The organism is Streptomyces sp. NPDC050988 (assembly GCF_044456225.1).
Classification (GTDB): Bacteria; Actinomycetota; Actinomycetes; order Streptomycetales; family Streptomycetaceae; genus Streptomyces.
Genome location: NZ_JBITFQ010000013.1, coordinates 229,449 through 254,779, shown reverse-complemented (window position 1 = coordinate 254,779; position 25,331 = coordinate 229,449). Strand labels below are relative to the sequence as shown.

General features: G+C 70.9%; 19 protein-coding genes. 7 read left to right on the top strand and 12 right to left on the bottom strand.

The features are described from left to right. Nucleotides 1-240: 240 nt before the first annotated feature. Nucleotides 241-990 carry a DUF6227 family protein gene (locus tag ACIBEI_RS27485; protein ID WP_398892904.1) on the top strand — a complete coding sequence of 250 codons (750 nt, stop codon included), beginning with the start codon at nt 241-243 and terminating at the stop codon, nt 988-990. Between the two features lie 139 nt (nt 991-1,129). Here the strand turns inward: ACIBEI_RS27485 and ACIBEI_RS27480 are convergent, their stop codons facing one another. From ACIBEI_RS27480 to ACIBEI_RS27465, 4 genes are all read right to left on the bottom strand, one after another. After that, nucleotides 1,130-3,289, bottom strand: coding sequence for a fructose-specific PTS transporter subunit EIIC (locus tag ACIBEI_RS27480; protein ID WP_398892903.1), 2,160 nt, complete (start codon nt 3,287-3,289; stop codon nt 1,130-1,132). Nucleotides 3,290-3,608: 319 nt separating this feature from the next. Beyond that, on the bottom strand, nt 3,609-4,556 hold the full coding sequence (gene pfkB, locus ACIBEI_RS27475; RefSeq protein ID WP_398892902.1) for a 1-phosphofructokinase: 948 nt from the start codon (nt 4,554-4,556) through the stop codon (nt 3,609-3,611). Beyond that, nucleotides 4,553-5,314, bottom strand: coding sequence for a DeoR/GlpR family DNA-binding transcription regulator (locus ACIBEI_RS27470; RefSeq protein WP_398892901.1), 762 nt, complete (start codon nt 5,312-5,314; stop codon nt 4,553-4,555). The genes pfkB and ACIBEI_RS27470 overlap by 4 nt, the downstream gene beginning before the upstream one ends. A 233-nt stretch (nt 5,315-5,547) precedes the next feature. After that, nucleotides 5,548-7,074 (bottom strand): MFS transporter, encoded by a 1,527-nt coding sequence (locus tag ACIBEI_RS27465; protein WP_398892900.1) that lies wholly within the window; start codon nt 7,072-7,074, stop codon nt 5,548-5,550. Between the two features lie 88 nt (nt 7,075-7,162). Between ACIBEI_RS27465 and ACIBEI_RS27460 the strand changes: the two genes are divergently transcribed. After that, nucleotides 7,163-8,131: a helix-turn-helix transcriptional regulator gene (locus ACIBEI_RS27460; protein WP_398892899.1), complete on the top strand. Its 969-nt coding sequence runs from the start codon at nt 7,163-7,165 to the stop codon at nt 8,129-8,131. 844 nt (nt 8,132-8,975) lie between these two features. On the opposite strand, the gene ACIBEI_RS27455 is transcribed toward ACIBEI_RS27460, so the two are convergent. After that, nucleotides 8,976-9,974: an RNA polymerase sigma factor RpoD/SigA gene (locus ACIBEI_RS27455; protein WP_398892898.1), complete on the bottom strand. Its 999-nt coding sequence runs from the start codon at nt 9,972-9,974 to the stop codon at nt 8,976-8,978. Between the two features lie 178 nt (nt 9,975-10,152). Between ACIBEI_RS27455 and ACIBEI_RS27450 the strand changes: the two genes are divergently transcribed. Then, on the top strand, nt 10,153-10,671 hold the full coding sequence (locus ACIBEI_RS27450) for a GNAT family N-acetyltransferase (RefSeq protein WP_398892897.1): 519 nt from the start codon (nt 10,153-10,155) through the stop codon (nt 10,669-10,671). A 69-nt stretch (nt 10,672-10,740) separates the two neighbouring features. On the opposite strand, the gene ACIBEI_RS27445 is transcribed toward ACIBEI_RS27450, so the two are convergent. Continuing rightward, the gene (locus ACIBEI_RS27445; RefSeq protein ID WP_398892896.1) at nt 10,741-11,541 is read right to left on the bottom strand and encodes a dioxygenase; all 801 of its coding nucleotides are present in this window, start codon (nt 11,539-11,541) and stop codon (nt 10,741-10,743) included. Between the two features lie 150 nt (nt 11,542-11,691). On the opposite strand from ACIBEI_RS27445, the gene ACIBEI_RS27440 reads away from it, so the two are divergent. Next, nucleotides 11,692-12,195, top strand: a complete 504-nt coding sequence (locus tag ACIBEI_RS27440) for a MarR family winged helix-turn-helix transcriptional regulator (RefSeq protein WP_398892895.1) — start codon at nt 11,692-11,694, stop codon at nt 12,193-12,195. A gap of 514 nt (nt 12,196-12,709) precedes the next feature. On the opposite strand, the gene ACIBEI_RS27435 is transcribed toward ACIBEI_RS27440, so the two are convergent. Further along, complete coding sequence (locus ACIBEI_RS27435; RefSeq protein WP_398892894.1) at nt 12,710-14,245, bottom strand: MFS transporter; 1,536 nt, start codon at nt 14,243-14,245, stop codon at nt 12,710-12,712. Between the two features lie 166 nt (nt 14,246-14,411). Further along, on the bottom strand, nt 14,412-15,056 hold the full coding sequence (locus ACIBEI_RS27430) for a TetR/AcrR family transcriptional regulator (RefSeq protein ID WP_398892893.1): 645 nt from the start codon (nt 15,054-15,056) through the stop codon (nt 14,412-14,414). Nucleotides 15,057-15,321: 265 nt separating this feature from the next. Here ACIBEI_RS27430 and ACIBEI_RS27425 point away from each other — a divergent pair, with 265 nt between their 5' ends. Next, a complete protein-coding gene (locus tag ACIBEI_RS27425; protein WP_398892892.1) occupies nt 15,322-16,620 on the top strand; it encodes a M6 family metalloprotease domain-containing protein in 1,299 nt (432 codons plus the stop codon). Between the two features lie 125 nt (nt 16,621-16,745). Continuing rightward, entirely contained in the window at nt 16,746-18,434 is a 1,689-nt protein-coding gene (locus ACIBEI_RS27420; protein ID WP_398892891.1) for an IclR family transcriptional regulator C-terminal domain-containing protein, read from the top strand. Nucleotides 18,435-18,555: 121 nt separating this feature from the next. Here the strand turns inward: ACIBEI_RS27420 and ACIBEI_RS27415 are convergent, their stop codons facing one another. The 3 genes from ACIBEI_RS27415 to ACIBEI_RS27405 form a co-directional block, all read right to left on the bottom strand. Beyond that, a complete protein-coding gene (locus tag ACIBEI_RS27415; RefSeq protein WP_398892890.1) occupies nt 18,556-19,278 on the bottom strand; it encodes a ScbR family autoregulator-binding transcription factor in 723 nt (240 codons plus the stop codon). 136 nt (nt 19,279-19,414) lie between these two features. Then, nucleotides 19,415-20,710, bottom strand: a complete 1,296-nt coding sequence (locus ACIBEI_RS27410; protein ID WP_398892889.1) for a cytochrome P450 — start codon at nt 20,708-20,710, stop codon at nt 19,415-19,417. Nucleotides 20,711-20,761: 51 nt separating this feature from the next. After that, complete coding sequence (locus ACIBEI_RS27405; protein ID WP_398892888.1) at nt 20,762-21,553, bottom strand: ScbR family autoregulator-binding transcription factor; 792 nt, start codon at nt 21,551-21,553, stop codon at nt 20,762-20,764. Nucleotides 21,554-21,807: 254 nt separating this feature from the next. Here ACIBEI_RS27405 and ACIBEI_RS27400 point away from each other — a divergent pair, with 254 nt between their 5' ends. Further along, nucleotides 21,808-23,757, top strand: a complete 1,950-nt coding sequence (locus ACIBEI_RS27400; protein ID WP_398892887.1) for an acyl-CoA dehydrogenase — start codon at nt 21,808-21,810, stop codon at nt 23,755-23,757. Nucleotides 23,758-23,953: 196 nt separating this feature from the next. On the opposite strand, the gene ACIBEI_RS27395 is transcribed toward ACIBEI_RS27400, so the two are convergent. Further along, nucleotides 23,954-25,291, bottom strand: a complete 1,338-nt coding sequence (locus ACIBEI_RS27395) for an enolase C-terminal domain-like protein (protein ID WP_398892886.1) — start codon at nt 25,289-25,291, stop codon at nt 23,954-23,956. Nucleotides 25,292-25,331: the final 40 nt, after the last annotated feature.

The following is a 25,331-nucleotide window of genomic DNA, read 5'->3' as shown; positions in this document are numbered from 1 at the left end:
CCCACCCCCCGCCCCCCCCCCCCCCCCCTCCCACGGCCGTCACCCGGCGCGGGCGCGGCGGGCGGGGGGGCCGCCCGATCGCCCCGGGGGGTGGGGGGGGGGGGGGGGGGGGCGCCCCACCCCCCCCCCCCCCCCGGCCGTTTTCCGTGCGTACGTTTTCTCGGTTCCCGGACATGATGTCCGCCCGAGGGGCTACGGTATGCACCCACAAGGTGACATGCAGCAACGCCGGGAGAAGCCTTGAGCGTTCCGTACGAGACGGCAGCGTACGAGCCAGCCGAGTCGCCCGAGTCTCCGGAGGAGCATCTCGCGCGACTCCTCGGCCGTGCCCTGAACTCCTTCGAGCTGCCGGACGAGACGATACGGCGACTGGACCGGGCGCTGGCCCACGACAGTTCGCTGCACTCCGCGCACCACAGCGCGGGGCTGCACCGCGAGACGTACCGGCACACCTGGCTGCTGGCCGATGGGAGCGCGCTCACGCTCTGGGAGCTCGTCCACAACACCGCACCGAGCCGCGAGACGCAGCACGAGGTGTACGAGGACGAGGAGGAGCTGCGTACGGCGACGGGGCGGCTGCCGCTTCCGGCGGACGCACCGGACTTCGAACTGCCGGTGCTGGTGCGGGTGTCGCACGTCCCCGAGCCTCTGCACGCGTACGTTCCCGACGACTCCGCGGATCACGGGCGGCGGCTGCTGCGGCGCGCGGAGAACTCGGACCGGCCGGGCGAGGACATGGCCGGTCTGCTGCGGACTGCGTTCGCGCACCAGATCACCCAGGCCTTCGGGCGGCCGTGCCGGGCCGGTGAGCGGGGGATGTGTTTCTCGCTCTACGAGCACGCGTTTCTGCTCCACGACGGGCGGGAGCTGTCTCTGTGGGAGGTCGAGCACACGGCTACGCCCGATGGGCGGCACATGTGTGAGGTGTATCCGTCCGAGGAGGATGCGCGGGATGCGATGGAGCGGCGCGCGTCTGCCTCCGGCGGTTAGACGGGATTCGGCCTGTGGGTGATCTGCGGGTTCGTTGTGGCTTGTCGCGCAGTTCCCCGCGCCCCTAAAAGGGGCACGACGGTGGGCCGGGACTTCACAAGTCCCGGCCCACCGTCGTTTTCGTTCCTCAGCGGAGCGTTCAGGCTGCTATCGGTTCCTTCTTCTGGGTGGGCGTCGGGGCCTCGGGGGTCTTGTCCTCGCTGCCGTCCAGGGGTGTCTTGCGCATGCCCTTCAGGACGATGACCAGGCCTGCCGTTACTGCTGTGCCGATGGCGATGGCGAGCAGGTAGAGGAAGGGCTTGCCGATCAGGAAGGTGACCCAGATGCCGCCGTGCGGGGCGCGCAGGGTCGAGCCGAAGGCCATGGTCAGAGCGCCGGTGACCGCGCCGCCCGCCATCGAGGCCGGGATGACCCGCAGGGGGTCGGCCGCCGCGAACGGGATCGCGCCCTCGGAGATGAAGGAGGCGCCCAGGACCCAGGCCGCCTTGCCGTTCTCCCGCTCCGCCGTGGTGAACAGCTTCTTGCGGATCGTGGTCGCCAGGGCCATGCCCAGCGGCGGGACCATGCCGGCCGCCATGACGGTCGCCATGATCTTCATCGCGGACCCGCTCGGGTCCTGGACGGCGATACCGCCCGTGGCGAAGGCGTACGCGACCTTGTTGACCGGGCCGCCGAGGTCGAAGCACATCATCAGGCCCAGCAGCACACCGAGCAGGACGGCGTTGGTGCCGGAGAGGCCGGAGAGCCAGTCCGTCATGGCCTTCTGCGCCTCGGCGATGGGCTTGCCGATGACGATGAACATCAGGAAGCCGACGATGATCGAGGAGACCAGCGGGATCACGACCACCGGCATGATGCCGCGCAGCACCGGTGGGATCTTGATCCGCTGGATGGCGAGGACGACACCACCGGCCAGCAGACCCGCGGCCAGACCGCCGAGGAAGCCCGCGGCGATGTTGGCGGAGATCATGCCGCCGACGAAGCCGGGCACGAGACCTGGCCGGTCCGCCATGCCGTACGCGATGTAACCGGCGAGGACGGGGATCAGGAAGCCGAAGGCGACGCCGCCGATCTGGAAGAGCAGCGCTGCCCAGCTGTCGACCTGGCCCCAGTTGAAGACCTCGGTGACCGGCTTGGCCTCGTTGATCTGGTAGCCGCCGATCGCGAACCCGAGCGCGATCAGCAGACCGCCCGCGGCCACGAACGGGACCATGTAACTCACGCCGGACATCAGCCACTTGCGGAGCTTGGTGCCGTAGCCCTCACCGGGCTCGCCGGCCCGCTGCACCGGCGTACCGCCGCGGGGCCCGGCGGCCGCGGTGACCTCGCCGCGCTCCGCCTTGCCGCGCACCTGGGCGATCAGCTCGGCGGGCTTGTTGATGCCCGCCTTCACGCCGACGTCCACGGTGGGCTTCCCGGCGAACCGGTCCTTCTCCCGTACGGGCATGTCGTGCGCGAAGATCACGCCGTCCGCGGCGGCGATGACGGCCGGGTCGAGCCGGCTGAAACCGGCTGAGCCCTGCGTCTCGACGACGATCTCGACGTCACCGGCGTCGCGCCCCGCGTTCTCCAGCGACTCGGCCGCCATGTAGGTGTGCGCGATTCCGGTGGGGCAGGAGGTGACGGCGACGATACGGAACGGTCGCCCGCCCTTGCCTTCGGCGGCACCCTCGTCGCCGGTACCGGCGGAGGCGGGGGCCGGGGCAGGCTCAGAGGCGGGTTCGGAGACAGGGGCAGGGGCAGTCCTGGACGCCGTTCCGGAGTCGGCCGAGGGGGCACCGGAACCCTCAGAGTCCTCGACACCCGGCTCGGCAGCCGCAGTTGCGGCCGCGGTGGCGGGTGCGTCTGCGGCGGCGGGCTCGTCGCCGCGGATCAGGGCGGCTGCCCCCGCCGCGTCGCCCACCGACCGCAGCGCCGAGGTGAACTCGGCGTTCATCAGCTGGCGGGCCAGTGACGACAGGATCGTGAGGTGGGCGTCGTCCGCGCCGGCCGGGGCGGCGATCAGGAAGATCAGGTCGGCGGGGCCGTCCGGCGCGCCGAAGTCGATCCCGGCAGCGCTGCGCCCGAAGGCCAGCGTCGGCTCGGTGACGTGCTCGCTGCGGCAGTGCGGGATGCCGATGCCGCCGTCGAGGCCGGTCGGCATCTGGGCCTCGCGGGCGGCCACGTCGGCAAGGAAGCCGTCCAGGTCGGTCACCCGGCCAAGGGACACCATGCGCTCGGCGAGGGCGCGCGCCGCCGCTTCCTTCGTATCGGCGGACAGGTCGAGATCGACCAGGTCCGCGGTGATCATCTCGCTCATCGCGGGCTCCTTCGCACGCGTATCGCCCGGGGAACGTTGTGGGCGAGGGTGGGGACGGGGGTGCCACGGTCGAGAACCGCGACGTTTACGGGGACTTCGGGAACTTCGGGAACTGCGGGAACTACGGGGTGTGCCGGGACGGGGCCGGGACTTCGGCCGGGGCCGGGGAGGCGCCGCCTCCGTGCGGCGGCGGCTGCGGCGGGTAAGGGGAGTCCCCGCCGCATCAGGGCCGGTTCATGGGTTGCGCGGAAGTCCGCGCGCGGGAGTGGACAGCCCGTACGCGGACGTGAAGAGCCCGTACGCGGGAGTCGGCGGCCGGTCATGACGCCGGCTCCGTCAGTACGCGGTCCACGGGGATCTCGGAGGTGACGGTCACCGCGGACGGGTCGAGGTCCGCCGGGCTCGGCATCACGCTGCCCGGAAGCTGGACGGCGGCCGCGCCATGGGCCACCGCGGAGGCGAGCGCGCCGGGACCGCTGCCGCCGGCGATGAGGAAACCGGCGAGGGAGGAGTCGCCCGCGCCCACATTGCTGCGTACGACGTCGACGCGCGCCCCCGCGAACCACGCGCCCTCCTCGCTGACGAGCAGTTGCCCGTCGGCGCCGAGGGAGGCGAGCACGGCACGGGCGCCCAGCTCGCGCAGTTCCTCGGCGGCCTTGACCGCGTCGCCGACCGTGGTGAGGGGGCGGCCGACGGCCCCGGCGAGTTCCTCGGCGTTGGGCTTGACGACGTCGGGCCGCTCCCGGAGGGCCGCGAGGAGCGCCGGGCCGGAGGTGTCGAGCGCAATACGGGCGCCCGCCCGGTGGGCGCGGGCGACGATCTCGGCGTACCAGGAGGGGGCGAGGCCGCGCGGCAGGCTGCCGCAGCAGGCGATCCAGTCGGCGTCGCCGGACTGCTCGCGCACGGTCTCCAGGAGCAACTCCTCCTCGGCGGAGGTGAGTTCGGGCCCGGGCGCGTTGATCTTCGTCAGTACGCCGTCGGCCTCGGCGAGCGCGATGTTCGAGCGGGTCGCTCCGGCGACCGGGACCGGTGCGACCTCGATGCCCTGGGCGTCGAGGAGGTCGGCGACGAGCGCGCCGGGCGCTCCGCCGAGCGGCAGCACGGCGACGGTGCGCCGGCCGGCCGCGGCGACGGCCCGCGAGACGTTGACGCCCTTGCCGCCCGGGTCCATGCGCTCGCCGGTGGCCCGTATGACCTCGCCGCGGTCGAGCGAGGGGACCTCGTACGTACGGTCCAGGGACGGGTTCGGGGTGACGGTGAGGATCATGCGCGCACTACTTCCGTGCCGCCGCGCTCGATGGCGGTCGCGTCTTCGGGGCTCAGCCCGCTGTCGGTGATCAACAGGTCCACTTCGCCGAGGTCGCCGAAGCGCGCGAAGTGTTCCTGGCCGTGCTTGGCCGAGTCGGCGAGCAGCACCACGCGGCGCGCGGCGGCGAGGGCTGCCCGCTTCACGGCGGCCTCGGCGAGGTCCGGGGTGGTCAGGCCGTGCTCGGCGGAGAAGCCGTTCGCCGCGAGGAAGACGACGTCCGCACGGATCTCTCCGTACGCCCGCAGCGCCCAGGCGTCGACCGCGGCGCGCGTACGGTGCCGGACGCGGCCTCCGATGAGATGGAGCTGCATGCCGGGGTGGTCGGCGAGGCGGGCCGCGATGGGGAGGCTGTGCGTCACGACGGTGAGCGTCGCCTCCAGGGGGAGGGCCCCGGCGAGGCGGGCGACGGTCGTGCCCGCGTCGAGGATCATCGTGCCCTTGTCCGGCAGTTCGGCCAGGGCCGCCTTGGCGATGCGGTCCTTCTCGTCGGCCGCGGTGGTCTCGCGCTCGGCGAGGTCGGGCTCGAAGTCGAGCCGCCCGGCCGGGATGGCACCGCCGTGGACCCGGCGCAGCAGACCCGCCCGGTCGAGGGCCTTGAGGTCCCGCCGGATCGTCTCCGCCGTGACCTGGAACTCCTCGGCCAGCGAGACGACATCCACACGGCCGCCGTCACGTGCGAGTCGGAGGATCTCCTGCTGTCGCTCCGGTGCGTACATGTCCGTTCGCCTCCGCTCTGTGCCCGAACCTGTGGTTTCAGCGTGAGGCTACGCCCAGATTTCCGCAAAGTAAACAGGTTCGGGCATGGATGTGGGCATGAACGGACATCGGACCGGGCATGGCCGGGCATGCGGCGAGGCCCGACCCCCTGAGGGGCCGGGCCTCGCGATGCCGGATCCGGTCGGCCGCTGTCGTCAGCCGCTGCCGTGAACGGTGTCGTCGGCCACCGTCGTCAGCCGACGAGTTCGGGTGCCTTGTCGAGCGGTGTGATCCCCGGAGTCTCGGCGGTCTCCGTTCCCTCCACGTGCTGGGCGGGCCGCTTCGGAAGGGCGAACATCAGCAGGAAGATGGCCGTCATCACCACGGCGACCCAGATCAGCGCGTTCTGGAAGGCGTCGACGAAGGCGGGACCCACCTCGGGTCGAGGCAGGTGGTCGGACATCGAGCCGAAGAAAACGACGGAGACCAGGCCGAGGCCGAGGGCGTTGCCCATCTGCTGGACCGTGTTGATCAGGCCGGACGCCGAACCGGAGTGCTCACGCGGCACCTCGGAGAGGATCGCGTCCGTCAGCGGGGCCACGATCAGGCCCATGCCGGCTCCCATGACGACCAGCGGAAGCGCCATCTGCCAGGAGGCGATGGACATGCCGTACCGCTCGGCCTCCCAGATGTAGATCACGACACCGGCCGCCATGGTCAGCGCGCCCGCCTGGAGCACCTTCCGCCCGAACCTCGGCACCAGCATCTGCACCGACATGCCCGCCGCCACCGAGACCGCGATCGAGAAGGGAACACCGGTCAGACCGGCCCGCAGCACGCTCCAGCCGAGGCCCACCTGCATGTAGAGCGTCCAGACCAGGAAGAAGATGCCGAGGCTGACCCCGAAGACTGTCTGCACGGCGATGCCCGCGGCGAAGCTCTTCACCTTGAAGAGGGAGAGCTCGACGAGCGGGGATCCGTCACGCGCCGCCTTCCTCTTCTCGTACGCCACCAGCGCCGCGAAGACCACGAGGGAGCCGGCCATCACGACGTACCCCCACGTCGGCCAGCCCAGCTCACGGCCGCGGGTCAGCGGGTAGAGGAGCATCAGCAGACCGAGGGTGACGAGCACGACGCCGACGAGGTCGAGCTTGAGGGCGTGCGGGGCCTTGGACTCGGTGATGAACTTCCGGCCGAGGATGAGGCCCGCGATGCCGACCGGCAGGTTGATGAGGAAGATCGGCCGCCACTCCAGGCCGAACAGGTTCCACTCGGTGAGCAGCGCGCCCAGGATCGGGCCCGAGACCGCGCCGAGTCCCACGATCGCGCCGAACATCCCGAAGACCTTGCCCCGCTCGTGCGCCGGGAACGTGGCGTGCACGATCGACAGGACCTGCGGCACCATCAGCGCGGCCATGGCTCCCTGGAGGATGCGGGAGGCGACGAGCATGTCCGGATTCACCGCGAAGCCGCAGAGCGCGGAGGCGAGCGTGAATCCGCCGATGCCGATGAGGAACAGCCGCTTGCGGCCGTGGATGTCACCGAGCCTGCCGCCGGTGATCAGGCCGGCCGCGAAGGCCAGCGCGTAGCCGGCCGTTATCCACTGGATGTGGCTGAAGGACGCGCCCTCGTCCCGCTGGATCGACGGGATCGCGACGTTGACGATCGTGACGTCGACCAGGTCCATGAAGGCCGCGGTCATCACGATGGCGAGCGCGAACCAGCGCCGGCGGTCGGCCTCCGGCCGGGGGGACGGGAGAGTGCTGCTGGAAGAGGTCATGTTTTGAAGGTAGGGGGGATGTAGGTCAGGTCATGTCCTAGTGCTGAGGCATTCTCGGAGTAACGAGAAACCACTAGAGGGAGACCCCATGAGTACCGACACCCCTGCTCGGCTCCTTCAGTTGCTGTCTCTTCTTCAGACTCCGCGGGAGTGGCCCGGCGTAGAGCTTTCCGAACGGCTGGGTGTCTCGCGGCGGACCGTGCGGCGGGATGTGGACCGGCTGCGGGAGCTGGGATATCCGGTGCAGGCGACGATGGGCGCGGAAGGCGGGTATCGGCTGGTGGCCGGGAAGGCCATGCCGCCGCTGGTCCTCGACGACGAGGAGGCGGTGGCGATCGCGGTCGGGCTGCGGGCCGGTGCGGGGCACGCCGTGGAGGGCGTGGACGAGGCCTCCGTACGGGCGTTGGCCAAGCTCGAACAGGTCCTGCCGAGCCGTCTCCGCCATCGAGTCTCCACCCTCCAGGCCGCGACCACTCCCCTGACCAGCGGCGACGGTGCGAGCATCGCGCCCGAGACGCTGACCGTGATGGCCTCGACGATCGCGGGGCGGGAGTTGCTGCGGTTCGCGTACCAGGCGAAGGACGGGGCGGAGAGCCGGCGCCGGACCGAGCCGTACCGGCTCGTGTCGACCGGCCGCCGCTGGTACCTCGTCGCGTACGACCTCGACCGCGAGGACTGGCGTACGTTCCGGGTCGACCGGGTGGCCGACCCGTTCGCGACCGGGGCCCGTTTCACGCCGCGCGAGATGCCGACGGGGAGTGCGGCCGAGTATCTGCGGCAGTCGATGCACCGGCGGCAGGAGACGTACGAGTTCGCGGTGACGTTCGCCGCCCCCGCCGAGTTCATCGCCGCGCGGCTGCCGGGGTGGCTCGGGGTGCCCGAGCCGGTCGACGACCGGAGCTGTCGGCTGCGGAGTTCCTCCGGGGATGCCGTGGAGTGGCTTGCGGTGCGGCTCGCGATGGTGGACTGCGAGTTCACTGTGCATGAGCCAGTCGAACTCGTGGAGTATGTACGGCAGTTGGGCGGCCGCCTGAGCCGGGCGACTGCGTCGGGCTGAGCGGGTTCGTGTTCGGGGTGCGTGTTCGGGGTGCGGGTGCGTTGTGGCTGGTCGCGCAGTTCCCCGCGCCCCTAAAAGCCAAAAGATTGCGCAGTTCCCCGCGCCCCTTTTAAGGGGCGCGGGGAACTGCGCAATCTTTTGCGGGGGTTCGGGGGCGGAGCCCCTGAGTAGGGATGGGAATGGGTAGGGGCGGCGGGGGCGAAAGAAGCCCCTGTCGGCACCCGTGAGGGCAAGGTTTGCCCGGGTGGCACAATGTGCCACCCGGGTCACCCCGGGGTTCAGGTCCGGGGTGGCCCGGGCAACCATGCCCACGCACCCCCAAAGATGGAGCCGAGCCCCGGCGCCAGGGGGGGGGAGGCGCCGGAGCTCGGCTCTGGGAGAGTCCCGGCGCCGGGGGGGTGTGCGTCGGGACTCGGCTCTGTGGGCCCTGGAGTCTTGTGCCCCGGGGCCGATGTGTTGAAGCGGCGGTAAACGGACTTCTGTACGACTGCGTTCGAGACGTGCCCCGACCGCCCGGCGAGGCACGATCGCCCCGGTCCGTCCGAGGACACATGGCCGGGCAGGGCCCGCCTGCCCCGGCCGAGCGAGGCCAATCCTCCCGACGGCAGTGAGTTTCACCGCCTGACACTGCCAGGTACCGCCCCGGCACTGCCCGGTACCGCCCGTCCGGAACGGGTCCCGCTGCCGTCGCGGGAGGCGTCCCGCCCGCTTCCGGCAGACAGTACACACCCGCCCCCGCGAAACCGGTCACAACCGCCCGGCGCGCGATACGCGCCCCCGGCCGGAGGCCCACCCACCACGGGCAGGCCGCCGGCGGCCGGAGCACCCGGCCGCCAGGGGCGGCCTACGCGGCGGCGTCGAAGCCCGTGTCGCGGGCCAGCTTCTTCAGTTCCAGCAGGGCGTGCTTCTCGATCTGGCGGATGCGCTCGCGCGTGAGGCCGTGCTCCTTGCCGACCTCGGTGAGCGTGCGCTCCCGACCGTCCTCGATGCCGTACCGCATCTTGATGATCGAGGCCGTGCGCTGGTCGAGGCGGCCGATGAGGTCGTCCAGCTCCTCGCTGCGCAGCAGCGTGAGCACGGACTGCTCGGGCGAGACGGCCGAGGTGTCCTCCAGCAGGTCACCGAACTGCGTGTCGCCGTCGTCGTCCACCGACATGTTCAGCGAGACCGGATCACGGGCCCAGTCCAGCACGTCCACGACGCGCTCCGGCTTCGTGTCCAGCTCCGCGGCGATCTCCGAGGGCTCCGGCTCACGGCCGTGCTCGCGGTTGAACTCGCGCTGCACACGGCGGATCCGACCCAGCTCCTCCACCAGGTGGACGGGGAGGCGGATGGTGCGCGACTGGTCGGCGATGGAACGGGTGATGGCCTGACGGATCCACCAGGTCGCGTACGTCGAGAACTTGAAGCCCTTGCGGTAGTCGAACTTCTCGACGGCTCGGACCAGGCCCGCGTTCCCCTCCTGGATCAGGTCAAGGAGCGGCAGGCCGCTGCGCGGGTAGCGGCGGGCGACCGCCACGACCAGGCGGAGGTTCGACCGGATGAAGATGTCCTTGGCCCGCTCGGCGTCGGCGATCAGCGCTTCCAGCTCCTCGCGGGAGGCCTTCACCTTTGTGTCGGTGACCTCGCCGTCGAGGATCTGCTGGGCGTACACGCCCGCCTCGATGGTCTGGGAGAGGTCCACTTCCTTGGCGGCGTCGAGCAGCGGTGTGCGCGCGATCTCGTCGAGATACATGCCGACCAGGTCGCGGTCGGCGATCTCGCCGCCTACGACGCGAACACTGCGTGCCGCGTCGGTCCCGCCCGAGGCGGACTTACGACGGGCGACGGCACGGGTTGCCATGCGTGCTCCCTTGCGATGGTGGGCTTGCGGGTCCTAGTGGTTCTGGTGGTGGCTCGGACACCCTCCCGGGTGCCCTGCATCCGATGGAAACAACGACTGGAATCCGGACAGAATTCCCAACGCGCTACTCGATTTTTCTGATCTTGCAGTACCCTGTGCGGCCACCGAGGGAGGGCAGATGCCGTCGGAACGTACAGAGGTGCAGGTCAGACCGGGAGTCGAGAGCGACCTCGACGCCCTCACGGACATCTACAACCACTACGTGCGTGAGACGCCGATCACGTTCGACACAGCGACCTTCACCCCGGTGGAGCGCCGCCCTTGGCTGCTCTCCCACCCTGAAGACGGCCCGCATCGGCTGATGGTTGCCACGGCCGGGGACTCACAGCGGATTCTGGGCTACGCCACATCCAGCGCTTTCCGGCCCAAGCCCGCGTACGAGACGTCCGTGGAGGTGACGATCTACCTCGCCCCGGACGCCGGCGGCCGGGGTGTCGGCACGCTGCTCTACAAGGCCCTTTTCGCGGCTCTCGCGGACGAGGACCTGCACCGGGCCTACGCGGGGATCGCCCAGCCCAACGAGGCGTCCGTGCGGCTGCACGAGCGGTTCGGCTTCCGGTACGTCGGTACGTACCGGGAGGTGGGCCGGAAGTTCGGGCGGTACTGGGATGTGGCCTGGTACGAGAAGGAGCTCTGAGGGCTCCGCGCCATGGCCCGGGGGCCTGGGGTCCGAGGGCCCCGTGATCGCCCCCGGAGCCCGCCGGGCTCAGCCGAACTGCACCGACCGCTTCGCCAGGCCCAGCCAGAAGCCGTCGATCACCGAGCGCTGGGCGTCAAGTTCGCCGGAGGCGTCCGCGGCGCCCATCGTCACGAAGAGCGGGGCGAAGTGCTCGGTGCGTGGGTGGGCCAGCTGTCCCGCCGGGGACTTGTGGAGGAAGTCGAGGAGGCCGTCCACGTCACCGGAGTCCAGGGCCCGGTGGCCCCACTCGTCGAACTCCGCCGACCAGCCGGGGATCCCGCCCTGCCGTAGGGCCGCCAGGTTGTGGGTGAAGAACCCGGACCCGACGATGAGGACGCCCTCGTCGCGCAGCGGTGCCAGCTTGCGGCCGATCTCCATGAGGCGGACCGGGTCGAGCGTGGGCATCGAGACCTGGAGGACCGGGATGTCGGCCGCCGGGAACATCTCCACCAGCGGGACATACGCGCCGTGGTCCAGGCCGCGGTCCGGGATGTCCTGGACGGGCATGCCGGGGGCGCGCAGCAACTTGCGTACGGACTCGGCGAGTTCGGGTGCGCCGGGGGCCTCGTACCGCACCCTGTAGTAGTGCTCGGGGAAGCCCCAGAAGTCGTAGACGAGGGGGACGGTCTCGGTGGCGCCGAGGGCGAGCGGGGCCTCCTCCCAGTGGGCGGAGATCATGAGGATCGCCTTGGGGCGCGGCAGGTCCTTGGACCAGGCGGCGAGCTGGCCGGGCCAGACCGGGTCGTCCGCCAGCGGCGGGGCGCCGTGGGAGAGGTAGAGGGCGGGCATGCGCTCCACGACGGCACGTTCCTCGGTGGCGGCGGACATGGCGGCGGCTCCCTTGGGGACTCGTTCGGCCCGTTCGACCGATTGTGTTCGACCCCGGCCGAAGGCACTTGCTTGAAGTGTCAACCTCTACAAAGTGAGGATACTCCCCATTTGTTTAACGTTCAAGGAGGGGTCTCGTACAGTAGATGCATGAACATGGCATCCGCTGACGAGCCGCGCTGGCTCAGTGACGAGGAACAGCGCACGTGGCGTGCGTACATTCATGCCACCACCCTTCTTGACGACCATCTCGACCGCCAGTTGCAGCGTGACGCGGGCATGCCTCACATCTATTACGGCCTGCTCGTCGGTCTCGCCGAGGCGCCGCGTCGGCGGCTGCGGATGACCGAGCTGGCGATGAAGGCGAAGATCACCCGGTCCCGGCTCTCGCATGCGATCGCGCGGCTGGAGAAGAACGGGTGGGTGCGGCGGGAGGACTGTCCTTCGGACAAGCGGGGGCAGTTCGCGGTGCTGACGGATGAGGGGTACGAGGTTCTGATGCGGAGTGCGCCCGGGCATGTGGCGGCGGTTCGGCAGGCGTTCTTCGACCGGCTCACGGTTGATCAGCAGAAGGCGCTCGGGGAGGCGTTGCTGATCATCGCGGAGGGGTTGCAGCCGGAGGGGGCCGGTGCGGACCTGCCCTGGCTTCGGTAGGGATTCGCGGGGTTCGTTTTCGGGTGCGGGTGCGTTGTGGCTGGTCGCGCAGTTCCCCGCGCCCCTAAAAGATTGCGCCGTTCCCCGCGCCCCTGAAAGCTGCGCCGTTCCCCGCGCCCCTGAAAGCTGCGCTGCTCCCCGCGCCCCAAAGGACTGCGCAGGTCCCCGCGCCCCTAAAGGTCCCCCCGCACCCTTGAAGGCTGGGCAGGTCCCCGCGCCCCCGAAAGACTGTGCCGTTCCCCGCGCCCCTTGCGGGGCGCTCATGCGGCCCCGGGCATGGATCTGCCCCGGCTCCACCGCTCTCGGAGCCGGGGCAGATCCCGGTTCGTACGTATGAAGGCGTCCCCACCCCTGCATACGTACGAGGTCAGTGGGTGACCCCATGCGGGTCCGGTCTCGCGCCACGCGATTCGCTGGGGGCGCGCCCCTTAGGGGCGCGGGGAACTGCGCGACCAGCCACAGCGGACCCGCAGTCTCATGACCGCGCCCCCAGCGGAGCGCCTGGGCGGAGCGCCTAGTGGGCGATGACCGGGACCTTCACGTCGTCCTCCGCGCCTTCGAGGGCGTCGGAGGCGCTCATGTCGGGGCGGCCGACGTTGATGAAGGTGAAGGCGATCACCGCGGCCAGGACGAGGATGCCGACGGCGAACCAGATCGCGTTGGTGTAGCCGTGCACCTGGGCCTGCAGCTGGACGAGCTGCTGCTGGGGCTGGGTGGTGGCACCGGCGATGTGGTCCTTGATGTACGCGGTGGTGGCCGACGCGGCGATCGTGTTCAGCAGGGCTGTACCGATCGCGCCGCCCACCTGCTGCGAGGTATTGACCATCGCGGAGGCGACACCGGCGTCACGCGGCTCGACACCCGTGGTGGCCAGCGACATGGCCGGCATGAAGGCCGTACCCATACCGAGGCCGAGCAGCACCATCGACGGCAGGATCGTGCTGGCGTACGAGGAGCCGATCTCCAGCTGGGTGAGGAGCAGCATTCCGAGTCCGGCGACCAGGAAGCCGGGAGCCATCAGCAGACGCGGCGCGACCCGGGTCATCAGGCGCGTGCCGATCTGCGTGGAGCCCACGATCATGCCCGCGATCATCGGCAGGAAGGCGAAGCCGGTCTTGACCGGCGAGTAGCCCTTGACGAGCTGCAGGTAGTAGGTGAGGAAGAGGAACAGGCCGAACATCGCGATGATCGCGAGACCGAGGGAGAGGTAGACACCGCCGCGGTTGCGCTCCGTGATGACGCGCAGCGGCAGGAGCGGGGCCTTGACCTTGGACTCGGTGACGACGAACGCGGCGAGCAGCACCGCCGAGGCGACGAACAGGCCGACCGTCACGGAGTCGCCCCAGCCCTCGGACTCGGCACGGGTGAAGGCGTAGACGAGAGTGACCAGACCGAGGGTGGACAGGACGACGCCCGGGATGTCGAGCGGCGAGCGGTTGCGGCCCTCGGCCGGCTCACGGATGACGAAGTACGCACCGGCGGCGGCGACGATCGCGAACGGGATGTTCACGAAGAACGTCCAGCGCCAGTCCATGTACTCGGTGAGAACACCGCCGAGGATGAAGCCCACGGCGCCGCCACCACCGGCGATCGCGCCGTAGATGCCGAACGCCTTGGCGCGTTCCTTGGCGTCGGTGAACATCACCGCGAGCAGGGAGAGAGCGGCGGGCGCGAGGAGGGCGCCGAAAGCACCCTGCAGGGCGCGGGCGCCGAGCATCATCGCCTCGTTGGTGGCCGCGCCGCCCAGGGCGGAGGCACCGGCGAAACCGATGAGACCGGCGACGAAGGCGCGCTTGCGGCCCCAGAGGTCGGCTATCCGGCCGCCGAAGAGGAGGAGTCCGCCGAAGGCGAGGGCATAGGCCGTGATGACCCACTGCCGGTTGCCGTCGGAGATGCCCAGGTCCTGCTGGGCCGAGGGCAGCGCGATGTTCACGATGGTCGCGTCGAGCACGACCATGAGCTGGGCGAGCGCGATGAAGGTCAGCGCTTTCCAGCGGTTGGAATCGGGGGCCTGCGCCGTACCGGCGGTGGCCTGGGCTGTTTCAGACATGGAGATACCCACTTCGGGACTTCGAATCGAAAAAGGCAGTGAGAGGGCGCGGCACGTCGTCGGTGACGGCCGGGAGGTTCGGTGAGTTCGGTGCGTAAGTGGGGTTACGCGAGTTCTGGTCGGGTCATCGCTGGTAGGGACCGCCGCGAGGGGCGGAAGTCATCGGTCAGCCTTTGCGCAGGTCCTCCATGGTCGCGGTCATGCCCGGCAGTTCGGATCGGGCCGGAGCCCGCAGACCGTCGAGGAACAGCTGCAGGTGGCGGTGGACGAACCGGTCGAAGCACAGGGCCGCGGTGCCGGCCGGGGGCCTGCTGAGCTGGGCCACGGCGATCATGAGGTCGCCGACGCCCACGTCGGGCCGGAGCTGTCCGGCCTCGCGGGCGCGCGCCATCAGCCGCTCGGTCAGTTCCTCGATCCGCTCACGCGCCGCTTCCATGTCCGGGTGGTGCTGGTCGAAGGTGCTGGACATCATCGGGCAGAGGGCCGAGAGCCGCTCGTCGGCACAGGCGTGCACGAAGCGCGAGAGCGCCTCGAACGCGTCGCCCGTCTCGGCGAGCGCCAGTTCCGCCGCCTCCGACGTACGGTTCATGACCGAGCAGACGACCTCCCGCACCAGCGCGTCCCGGTCCGGGAAGTTTCGGTACACCGTGGCATTGCCGACGCCGGCCCGGCGAGCGACCTCGTCGAGCGGCACGTCGGGGCCGAACTCCACGAACATCTCGCGGGCGGCGGTGACGATCCGCTCCCGGTTGCGCAGGGCGTCGGCGCGCGGCCGGGTCACCTTGTGCTGTACGCGGACTGCGGTCTCCACGGCGTACTCCTTGAGCCGGTGGCTTGCGATCCGGGGATCCACTCCCCGTTTCGCTCGGACACATGGCTAAACGGGGAAACGATCCCCGGTTATTTCCCAACCTCGAAGAGATTCCATGTGACCCGCGTCACACCTGCTCAGGGGTCCCGCGAGCGAGAAACCCACGATCGGGCTCCTCCAGCGCGCGCCCGCGCATCCGGCGGCACAGGGTGATCGAACAGGGTGCAGCCACACCGGCCGGCTGCCTGGAGCGAAGGGCGCCCGTATGCAGCCGACCAGCCGTCGGATATCCCCGCGCCGCCGCGCCGCAGCCCTCGCCTCGGTCACCGCCCTCACCCTGGCGGTCAGCACCTCGGCCGGGACCGGACATCTGACGACCGGTTCCACCACGGCTGCGGGACCCATCGCGCTGGCGCGCTCCTCCCCCCTCGGTCCCTGCATGATCAGCGGCTCGATGGGCGTGCAGATGTCCGAGGGCATCCCCACCCCGGCCGGCTACTCGCGCTCCACCGGCACCGTCCGCGCCCTGAACCTGATGGTCGACTTCTCCGACGCGACCGGCGAGGGCAGCGCGCTCGACCGCTTCGGCGAGTTCTTCCCGCAGACCACCGACTGGTTCCGCACCAGTTCGTACGGCCGCCTCGACTACCGCCCCGAGGCCCCGATACCCGGCTGGCTGCGGATGCCCAAGTCCTTCGAGGAGTACGGAATAGAACGCGGGGCCCCCTTCGACCCCGGCTACCGCGAGCTGGTCCAGGACCTCGTGGCCGCGGCCGATCCGAAGGTGGACTTCAGGGAGTACGACCTGCTGAACGTCCTGATGACCCCGAACGCCGGCCCCTCCGCCCTGGACACGGTCCTGTCGGTGACCTTCGCGGGCAACACGGAGGCGCCGATCGCGGACGGGGTGCCCGTCGCGAACGCGTCCTTCGTCTACAGCCGCCAGGACGACGGCTCCGGCTCGTACGAGGAGACCGGCTACCGCGTACTCCCCCACGAGAACGGCCATGTCTTCGGGCTGCCCGACCTCTACACCCAGGACGGGGGCGCCGCGGTCGGGCACTGGGACATCATGAGCGAGGACTGGGGGGCCGACAACGACCTGCTGGGCTGGCACAAGTGGAAGCTCGGCTGGCTCGACGACGCCCAGGTCGGCTGCGCGGCCGCGGCCGGCACCACCGAGCACGTCCTGACCCCGCTGGCCGAGCCCGGCACCGGCGGCAAGCTGGTCTTCGTCCCGGTCGACTCGAAGACGGGGTACGCGGTCGAGCTGCGCACCCAGGCCGGCAACGACGACGCGGTCTGCAAGACGGGCGTGCTCATCTACAAGGTCGACGCGAACGTCGACACCGGCCGGGGCCCGATCACGGTGATCGACTCCACCAAGGACAGCGGCGGCTGCACCCGCAGCCCGAACGTCCACGCCGAACTCTCCGACGCGACCTTCTCCCCCGGCCAGTACTTCAAGGACCTCAGAACCGGCATCCGCATCACCGTCGCGGGCACCGACACCACGGGCAACCACCAGGTGTACGTGACCCGAGACCGCCAGGCGCCCCTTTAGGGGCGCGGGGCTGTGACATGTGCGGCTCCGCCGCGTGGGCGCGACCAGCCACAGCGGGCCCGCAGCTTCGACACGACCGTCCGCCCCCATTCACTACCGTGGTCCGCACACCGTAATGGGGAGCCATGCCACCGACCCACCTCACTCCGACCCACCTCACCCCCGCCAAGCCCGACGCAGTCGTACCCGTCGAGGCAGTGGCCCCACTGATGCGAGGCATCACCGTGCTGCAACGGCTCACCGACGCAGGCGGCACATCGAGCCTCAGCGCCCTGGAGAGGGCCACCGGCCTCGCCAGATCCACGGTGGACCGCATCGCGGCAACACTGACCCGCATGGGATACGTACGTCTCGACGGCCGGGACGCCGTGCTCACGCCGCGCCTGATGGAGCTGGGCAACGCCTACCTGGCCGCCCTGCGGCTCCCCCGGCTGCTGGACGGGCGGGCCGACGCGCTCGCCGACGAGCTGGACGAGTCGGTGTCGCTGGCGGTCGGCGACCGGGACGGCATCCGCTTCATCCACCAGGCGACCCGGCGCCGCGCGATGTCGCTGAGCTTCCGCATCGGCGATCTGCTCCCGGCCGAACGGACCGCGCCGGGCCCGCTGTTCGCCACGGAGTGGACCGAGGAGGACTGGACGAGCTGGCGCGAACGGCGGGCCGATGATCCCGAGGACCACGGCTTTCCCGCCGTGCCGCCCCGCGAACACCCCACCGGGGACGAGGAGTTCGAGGAGCGGACGCGTGAGGCGGCAGCGCGCGGCTGGGCGCTCGACGACCAGTTGATCGAGCCGGGCCTGGTCGCGGTCTCCGTGCCCGTACGGGATCGCGGTGGGCGTATCGCCTGTGTGGTGAGCGTGGTGAGCCACACCAGCAGGCACACCGCCGGCTCACTGCGGGACACCCTGCTGCCCCGGCTGCGGGCGACCGTGCGCGCGATGGAACGGGATCTGCGGGACGCCCCCGCCCAGCAGCCCGCCCCGCGCGCCACGCCCGCCGGACTCGCCACCTGGACCGGAGCCTCGAAGAATGAACTGGGCCGGGAGTTCATCGAGTCGCTGGCCCGCGGGCTGACCGTGATCACGGCGTTCGGCGAGGGCCGGGCCGAGCTGACGCTCACCGAGGTCGCGCAGGCCACCGGGCTCCCGCGGGCGACGGCCCGGCGTGCGCTGATCACGCTGGAGCACCTGGGCCAAGTGACCGCCCACGGACGGACGTTCAGGCTGACGCCGCGCGTTCTCGCCCTCGGCTTCCCGCCCCTCTCCCGTACGGCGCTTCCGCAGATCGCGGCCCCGCACCTCGCCGAACTCGCCGACCGGCTGCACGACTCGGCGTCCCTCGCGGTCCTCGCGGGCGACGAGATCCAGTACACGGCACGCGTCGCCACCAGCCGCATCATGAGCGTCAACATCACTGTCGGCACGCGCTTCCCCGCCTACGCGACCTCGCTGGGCCGGGTGATGCTCGCCGACCTCACCGAGGCCGAGCGGGGCCCGCTCCTGACCGGCCTGCACGCGCTGACCCCGCACACGGTCACCGACCCGGGTGCTCTCGCGACCACCCTCGACCGCGTCCGGGAGGCCGGATACGCCCTCGTGGACGGGGAGTTGGAGGAGGGGCTGCGGTCGATCGCGGTCCCGGTGCGGGATCGTACGGGGCGGGTCGTGGCGGCCGTGAACGTGGCGATGCACAGTTCCCGGCGGACCGTTGAGCAGTGTGTGGGTGAGGTGTTGCCCGACTTGACCGCGACGGCCGGGCGGATCGAGGGGGATCTTCGGGTGGCGGGGCGGTTCGCTCGGGTTCCGGTCGCCTAGCCTGCGGGGCGGTTCGCTCGGGTTCCGGTCGCCTAGCCTGCGGGGCGATGACGGCGGCGGAGCCGCACATGTTGCTGCCCCGCGCCCCTGAAGGGCGCCGGCTCTGCCTTCGCCGACGCCGTCACGCCCCCGAGCGGGCCGTGACGCGGAACGGCGGGGGTACGCCGTCGACCCCCGCCGTTCCCTCCCGCCGCCCAGAGGCCACCAGCCCCTTGAGCGCCGCCTCCGTGGCGAGCCGCGGCAGCAGCAGCGCCCAGAAGCGGGTCAGCATGGACTGCGACAGCCACTGCGCGTTCCTGCTGCCCAGGGCCCCGAAGCCCACGGTGGCGGCGACCACGGCATGGGCCGCGTCCTGCGGCGACACGTCACGGGCCAGCGCGCCCTCCCGGGCCGCCTCGGTCAGTACGCCCTCCACCCACGTCTGCCACCGCCGCCGCAGGTCCGCCCCGGCCGCCACCGGCGCCGGGCTCTCGCTCAGGTCGAACCCGGCCCGCAGGATCACGTCGTGCCGCAGGCCCCGGAGCAGCGCGTGCGTGGTGTCGACCAGCACCTGCAAGGACCCGCCGGAACCGATGACCCCACTGCCCCCGGCGGTCGCGGCGGCCTCGCTCCTCGCCCGGCCCTCCAGCGTGATGCGCCGCAGCCGCTGGGCCGCCGCCTCCCACACGGCCGAGGCCAGTGCCGCCTTGCTGGCGAAGTGGAAGTGCAGCGCGCCGTTGCTGACCCCGGCCCGCGTGCTGATCGTGGACAGGGACACGACGTCGAAGCCGTCCTTGCTGAAGAGCTCGGCCGCCGACTCGATCAACGCGTTGCGCGTACGTACCGCGCGTTCCTGCTGGGCCATCAGAGCGCTCCGTTGCTGCGGTGGGCGTGCCAGAGAGGCGTCTTCACGATAACAAACCGCACGTGCGGTTTCTATTGTCGTGCCATTGCTTTTGCTATTGCCACGACTCCTGCCACCGTCACGGCCGCAACTCCCGCTACCGCTCCTGCTGGGCGCGGAGCACGGGCAGCGAGCCGTAGCCGTTGACGATGAAGGACTCCACCGGCTCGATGCCGTCCACCGGGGCCGCCAGGGACAGCCCGGGGAAGCGGTCGAACAGCCCCGCCAGCGCCACGCTCGCCTCGATCCGCGCGAGCGGCGCCCCCAGGCACCGGTGCACCCCGAACCCGAAGGCCAGGTCCTCGCGGCGGCCGGGGCGCAGCAGGTCGAAGACGGCGACGTCGTCCCCGTACGCCTCCGGATCCCCGGACGCGGCGGCGAAGGAGACCAGGATCGGGTCGCCCTTGCGAATCAGCACGCCGTCGGACTTGGCGTCGGACTCGGTGTCGGGCGCGCCGTCGGCCGGTGCGGGGTTTCCCAGCGCGATGTCGTCCACCGCGAACCGCATCGGGGAGTACGCCGCCGGGCTGTGCACGCGCAGCGTCTCGTCCACCACGTCCATCCAGGTGGCCCGGCCGGCGCGGACGTGCGCGAGCTGTTCCGGGTGGGCGAGCAGGGCCCCGACGGCGTTGGTGATGAGCGTGCAGGTCGTCTCCTGGCCCGCTGCGATCATGAGGTAGAGGGTGCCGAGGAGTTCTTCCTCGGTGAGGCCGCCGTCCTCGTCCTGGTCACGGGCCTCGATCAGCGCGGACGTCAGATCGCCGCCCGGTTCGGCGCGCTTCTCGGCGACCAGCCGGGCGAGCATCCCGAAGACCTCGATCTGCGCGGCGGCCATCCGCTCGGCGGACACGGCCGTGCCGAACACCAACTCCAGTGCGGCGCACAGGGGTTCGCGGGCGTCCTCCGCCACCCCGAAGAGTTCGCAGATGACGCGCATCGGCAGCGGCTTGGCGAACTCCGCCCGCAGATCGATCCGTTCACCGGCGGGGACGGCGGCCAGGTCGTCCAGCAGCCCGGCCGTGATCTCCTCGATCCGCGGCCGCAGGGCCTCGCTCCGGCGCGTGGTGAACGCGCCCGCGACCAGCCGCCGCAGCCGGGAGTGGTGATCCCCGTAGGCGAACAGCATGTTCTCATTGGCGACCCACGGGTACAGCGGCCACTCGGGGCCTATCCGCCCCTCGACGAAGGCGGGCCAGTGCTGCCGGGCATCCTTCGACACCCTTGGATCCAGCAGGAGTTGCTTGACGTACTTCTGCCGTACGGCCGCCCAGGCGACCACCCCGCCCGGCAGTTCCACCTCGGCCACCGGTCCTCGCGAGCGCAGCTTCTCGGCCTCCGAGGCGAGATCGCGCCCCGTCACGTCCAGCGCGTACGGGCAAGCAGGCATGTCCATCCGTGCACTCCGTTCGGTCGGTCGTCGACGCGCCCCCGACGGGAGGGCGCTTCACTGAGCGGCGGTCGCGACCCCCGCGGGCGCCCCGGCCTCGGCACCGGCACCGGCCCGCGGGCTGGCCGCGATGTCCGCCTCCGGCCCGCCCTCCAGGTCGCCCTCGGCCTCGCCCTCGGCCGCCTCCGCCTCGCGCAGTTCCATGGCCTCGCGGTGGATCCGCGCCGCCCGCTCCGGTGTGAAGTCCAGCCGGACGAGCACGCCGGGCACCGCGATCGACGGCATCAGATGCCGGTAGAGGTCGGCCACCCGCTCCGCCAGGTCCGCGCGGCCGGTCATGATCCGTGACAGCACCTGTACGCCGGTGAAGGCGCCGACGAACAGCTTCGCGAGCGAGTCCACATCGGCGTGCGGCAGGACCTCGCCCTTGGCCTTGGCCTCCTGGAAGAGGGCCTGGGTGTGGTCCTGCCAGGCCCGCATCGGCACGCGCCGGTTCAAGTGGTCCTTGGGCGACCCCTGGTCGACGGTCAGCCGCACGCTGCCCTGGACGATCGGATCACCCGTGTCCCGCTTGAGCAGATACGCGAGCAGCAGCGCCTCGTCCAGCGACTGCTGGAGCTTCAGCTCCTGCTCGGGCACGCGCGGCAGGGCCTCGACCTGCGCCGCGAGGACCGCCTGGGCGAGCTCCTCCTTGGACGTGAAGTGGAAGTAGAGGGCGCCCTTGGTCATGCCCGACTTCTTGAGGACGTCCGAGATGGTCGCCGCCTCGTATCCGACCTCGTCGAACACCTCGGCCGCCGCGACGAGAAGCGCCCGCCGCGTCCGAATGGCCCGCTCTTGCCGCGCCACGAACAACCTCCGTACCATCCCGCACATCGGGAAAAGAGACCATGAGGTCTGTACCGGGCAGCTGCGACCTCGCGGCCCAGAATAAAACCAGCCGAACGGTTTCTCAAGGATTCACCCACATGGAAGTCGCGGCCCCCGCGATGAGCTGCACCAACGTGTCGGCCGCGCCGTGAGCGCCCCCTCGGGCTTCCCCAGTGAGCGCCTCCGCCTCCCTGAGCACCCTTGAAAACAAAACCGGTTGGTACGTATCTTCGGTGCGCAGTGGTTCGTACCTGACCGGTTCCCACACCCAGGGGAGTTCGATGGCCGTGCCCGCACACACCAAGACCCACCCCGTCGCCGACGAGCTGGCCCAGCTGCTCTTCGAGGGCGCCGATCGCGAACGCGTGCACGGGGCCTGGCGTCGGCTCGTCTCCGGCAAGGAGTTCGCGTACCGCCCGGGGCTGCCGCCCGAGGAGCGGACGGCCCTCTCGTACGAGCGGCTGCGACTTCTCAACGACGCGGCCGGTGATCCGGTGGAGCTGGCGGCCGATCCGTACCGCCTCGCCGGGCTGCACGAGTGGACGGGACCGGTGGACGGCGGGCTGACCACGCTCGCGAGCATCCACTACAACCTGTTCCTCGGCAGCGTCCTCGACCACGACGGCGGCCGGAACAGGGACCTGTCCGCGTTCACCTCGCTCCGGCGTACAGGAACGTTTCTCTGCACGGAGCTTGAGCACGGGAACGATGTCGCGTCGATGGAGACGGTCGCGGTGTTCGACCGCACGACGGGCGGCTTCCACCTCACCACCCCCACGCCGGGCGCGCGGAAGTTCATGCCCAACACCAGCCTGACCGGCGGCCCCAAGACGGCGGTGGTCGCCGCCCGCCTCGTCGTCGACGACGAGGACCAGGGCACCTTCCTCTTCCTGACCCCGCTCAGCGACGAGAACGGCCACCTTCCCGGCGTACGGGTCCGGCCGCTCCCCCGGCGCACGGGCACCCCGGTCGACCACTGCCTCACCTCGTTCGACCGGGTGTGGCTGCCGCGCGAGGCGCTCCTTGAGGCCGAGCACGGGCGGCTCGGCGCCGACGGAACGCTGGCCAGCACCCTCGGCAACAGGCGCAAGCGGCTGCTGCGTTCCATCAACCGCGTCACCATGGGCAAGCTGTGCATGAGCGCCGGCACGCTGGGCATGTCACGGGCCGCGCTGACCATCGCGGTGCGGTACGCCCACAGCCGCTTCCTGGCCGGGCCGAAGGCGGGCGAGCGCATTCCGCTGGCCGCCCACCGCAGCCACCACGGCCGGCTGCTGCACGCGCTGGCGACGGCGTACGCGATGACGTTCCTGCACCGCTCGCTGGTGAGCCGTTTCGCCGTGCACGCGGGCACGGGAGAGCGGGACTCGCGTCCATCGGCCGGCGAGGACCGGGCCGAGGTGGAGCGCGAGGTGGCCGTGGCCAAGGGCTGGATCACCTGGCAGGCCCGCGCGATCACCACCGAGTGCCGCGAACGCTGCGGCGCCCAGGGCCTGTTCCCCGCCAACGGCCTGGCCGACCTGCCCCTCAACATCGAGGGCGGCATCACCGCCGAGGGCGACAACCTGGTGATCTGGGTGAAGGCCGCCTCCGAGATGGTCTTCGGCCACCAGGGCGTACAGGCGGGTGAGTCCGGCGATCCCGAGGGCCGGGAGCTGACGGAACTCCCCTTCCTGCGCGGCCTGTTGGCCGAGGCCGAGCGCATCTGGCAGGACCGTGCGCGCACCGCCCTGCGCGAGGGCCCCTCGGGCGACCCGGTCGGCCGCTGGAACGTCACCTCCGACGCCGCCCTCGAGATGGTCTCCGCACACGCCCGCCTCCAGGCCGCCGACGCGTTCCTCGCCGCGGCCGCCCGGGCGGAGGACCCCCGGGCAGGCTTCCTGATGCGGAGCCTGTGCCGGCTGTTCCTGCTGCGCCAACTCGGCGAGCACACGGGGGATCTGCTCGCCGAGGGGCGGCTGACACCGGATCACGTACGGGCCCTGCCGAAGGCCGTCGACACGGTTGTCGGGGAGCTTGCTCCCCATCTCATGACTCTGGTGGACGCGTTCGATCTGCCTGCGGAGGTGTTGTCGGGGATTCCGATAGCGAGTGGGGGGTCTGTGGGCGGGAGCGGGGACGGGGGCGAGGTCGACTGGGTGGAGGTGGCGGAGGTGGGGGCCGGGGTTTCGGTACGGGTGTGAGTCTGCGGGTGATGTGAGGCTGCGGGTGAGTGGGGGCTGATCGCGCAGTTCCCCGCGCCCCTGAAAGACGGGGCTGCGCCCCTGTCTTTGGGGGCGTCCCAAGCTGCGCGATCAGCCACAACGTTTTTAGGGGCGCGGGGAACTGCGCGACCAGCCACAGCGGGCCCGCACACATACGACGAGCCCGCCCTTGGCACTACCGGACCAGGCAAGGTCGCTTGGGATCGAACTGCCAGTTGGGGATGAGGTATCGCATGCCGGAGGCATCGTCCCTCGCACCGAGGGCCTTCTCCTTGTAGAGGGCGTGCGCGGCGAGGAGGCGGTCCATGTCCAGGTCGAGGCCCAGGCCGGGAGCGTCGGGGACGGAGATCTCGCCGCCGGTGATGCGGGGCGGGGCGACCGTGAGGCGTTCCAGGCCCTCCTGCCAGATCCAGTGGGTGTCGAGGGCGTTGTAGTCGCCGGGCGCCGCGGCCCCGCAGTGGGTGACCATGGCGAGCGAGATGTCGAAGTGGTTGTTGGAGTGGCAGCCCCAGGTCAGCCCCATGGCGTTGCACAGCTGGGCCACCCGCACCGACCCCTGCATCGTCCAGAAGTGCGGGTCGGCCAAGGGGATGGAGACCGACTGGAGGGCGAGGGCGTGGGTCATCTGACGCCAGTCCGTGGCGATCATGTTCGTCGCGGTCGGCAGGCCGGTGGCGCGGCGGAACTCGGCCAGGATCTCGCGCCCCGAGTAGCCGCCCTCCGCCCCGCAGGGGTCCTCGGCGTAGGCGAGGGTTCCCAGCAGCGGCGTACACAGCTCGATCGCCTCGCGCAGCGACCACGCACCGTTGGGGTCGAGGGTGATGCGGGCCTCGGGGAAGCGGGCCTTGAGCGCGCGTACGGCGTCGACCTCCTCCGGGCCCGCCAGAACCCCGCCCTTGAGCTTGAAGTCCCGGAAGCCGTAGAGGTCGTAGGCGGCCTCGGCCTGCCGGACGATCGCCTCCGGCGTCAGGGCCTCCTCGTGCCGGACGCGGTACCAGTCGACGTCCGAGTCGGGCTCGCGGACGTACTCCAGGTCGGTGCGGTCGGGGTCGCCGACGTAGAAGAGATAGCCCAACACCCGTACGGAGTCACGCTGTTGGCCGTCGCCGAGGAGGGCCGCGACCGGTACGTCGAGGTGCTGCCCGAGGAGGTCGAGGAGCGCCGACTCGACGGCCGTGACCGCGTGGACGGTGGTGCGCAGGTCGAAGGTCTGGGCGCCGCGGCCGCCCGAGTCGCGGTCGGAGAAGCGGTCGCCGATCTCGCGCAGGACGCGTTTGTAGTCGCCCACCTTCGCACCGAGGACGAGGGCTTCGGCGTCACGGAGGGTCTGGGTGATCTTCTCGCCGCCGGGGACCTCACCGAGTCCCGTACGGCCCTCGGAGTCCTTGAGGACGACCACGTTGCGGGTGAAGTAGGGGCCGTGGGCACCGGAGAGGTTCAGCTCCATGCAGTCACGGCCGGCGACGGGATAGACGGCGAACTGGGTGACGGTCGGCTGGCTCTGGAAACTCATGCGGGTCGAAGTCCCTTGTGTGTGAGGGCGGTTGAGGCGC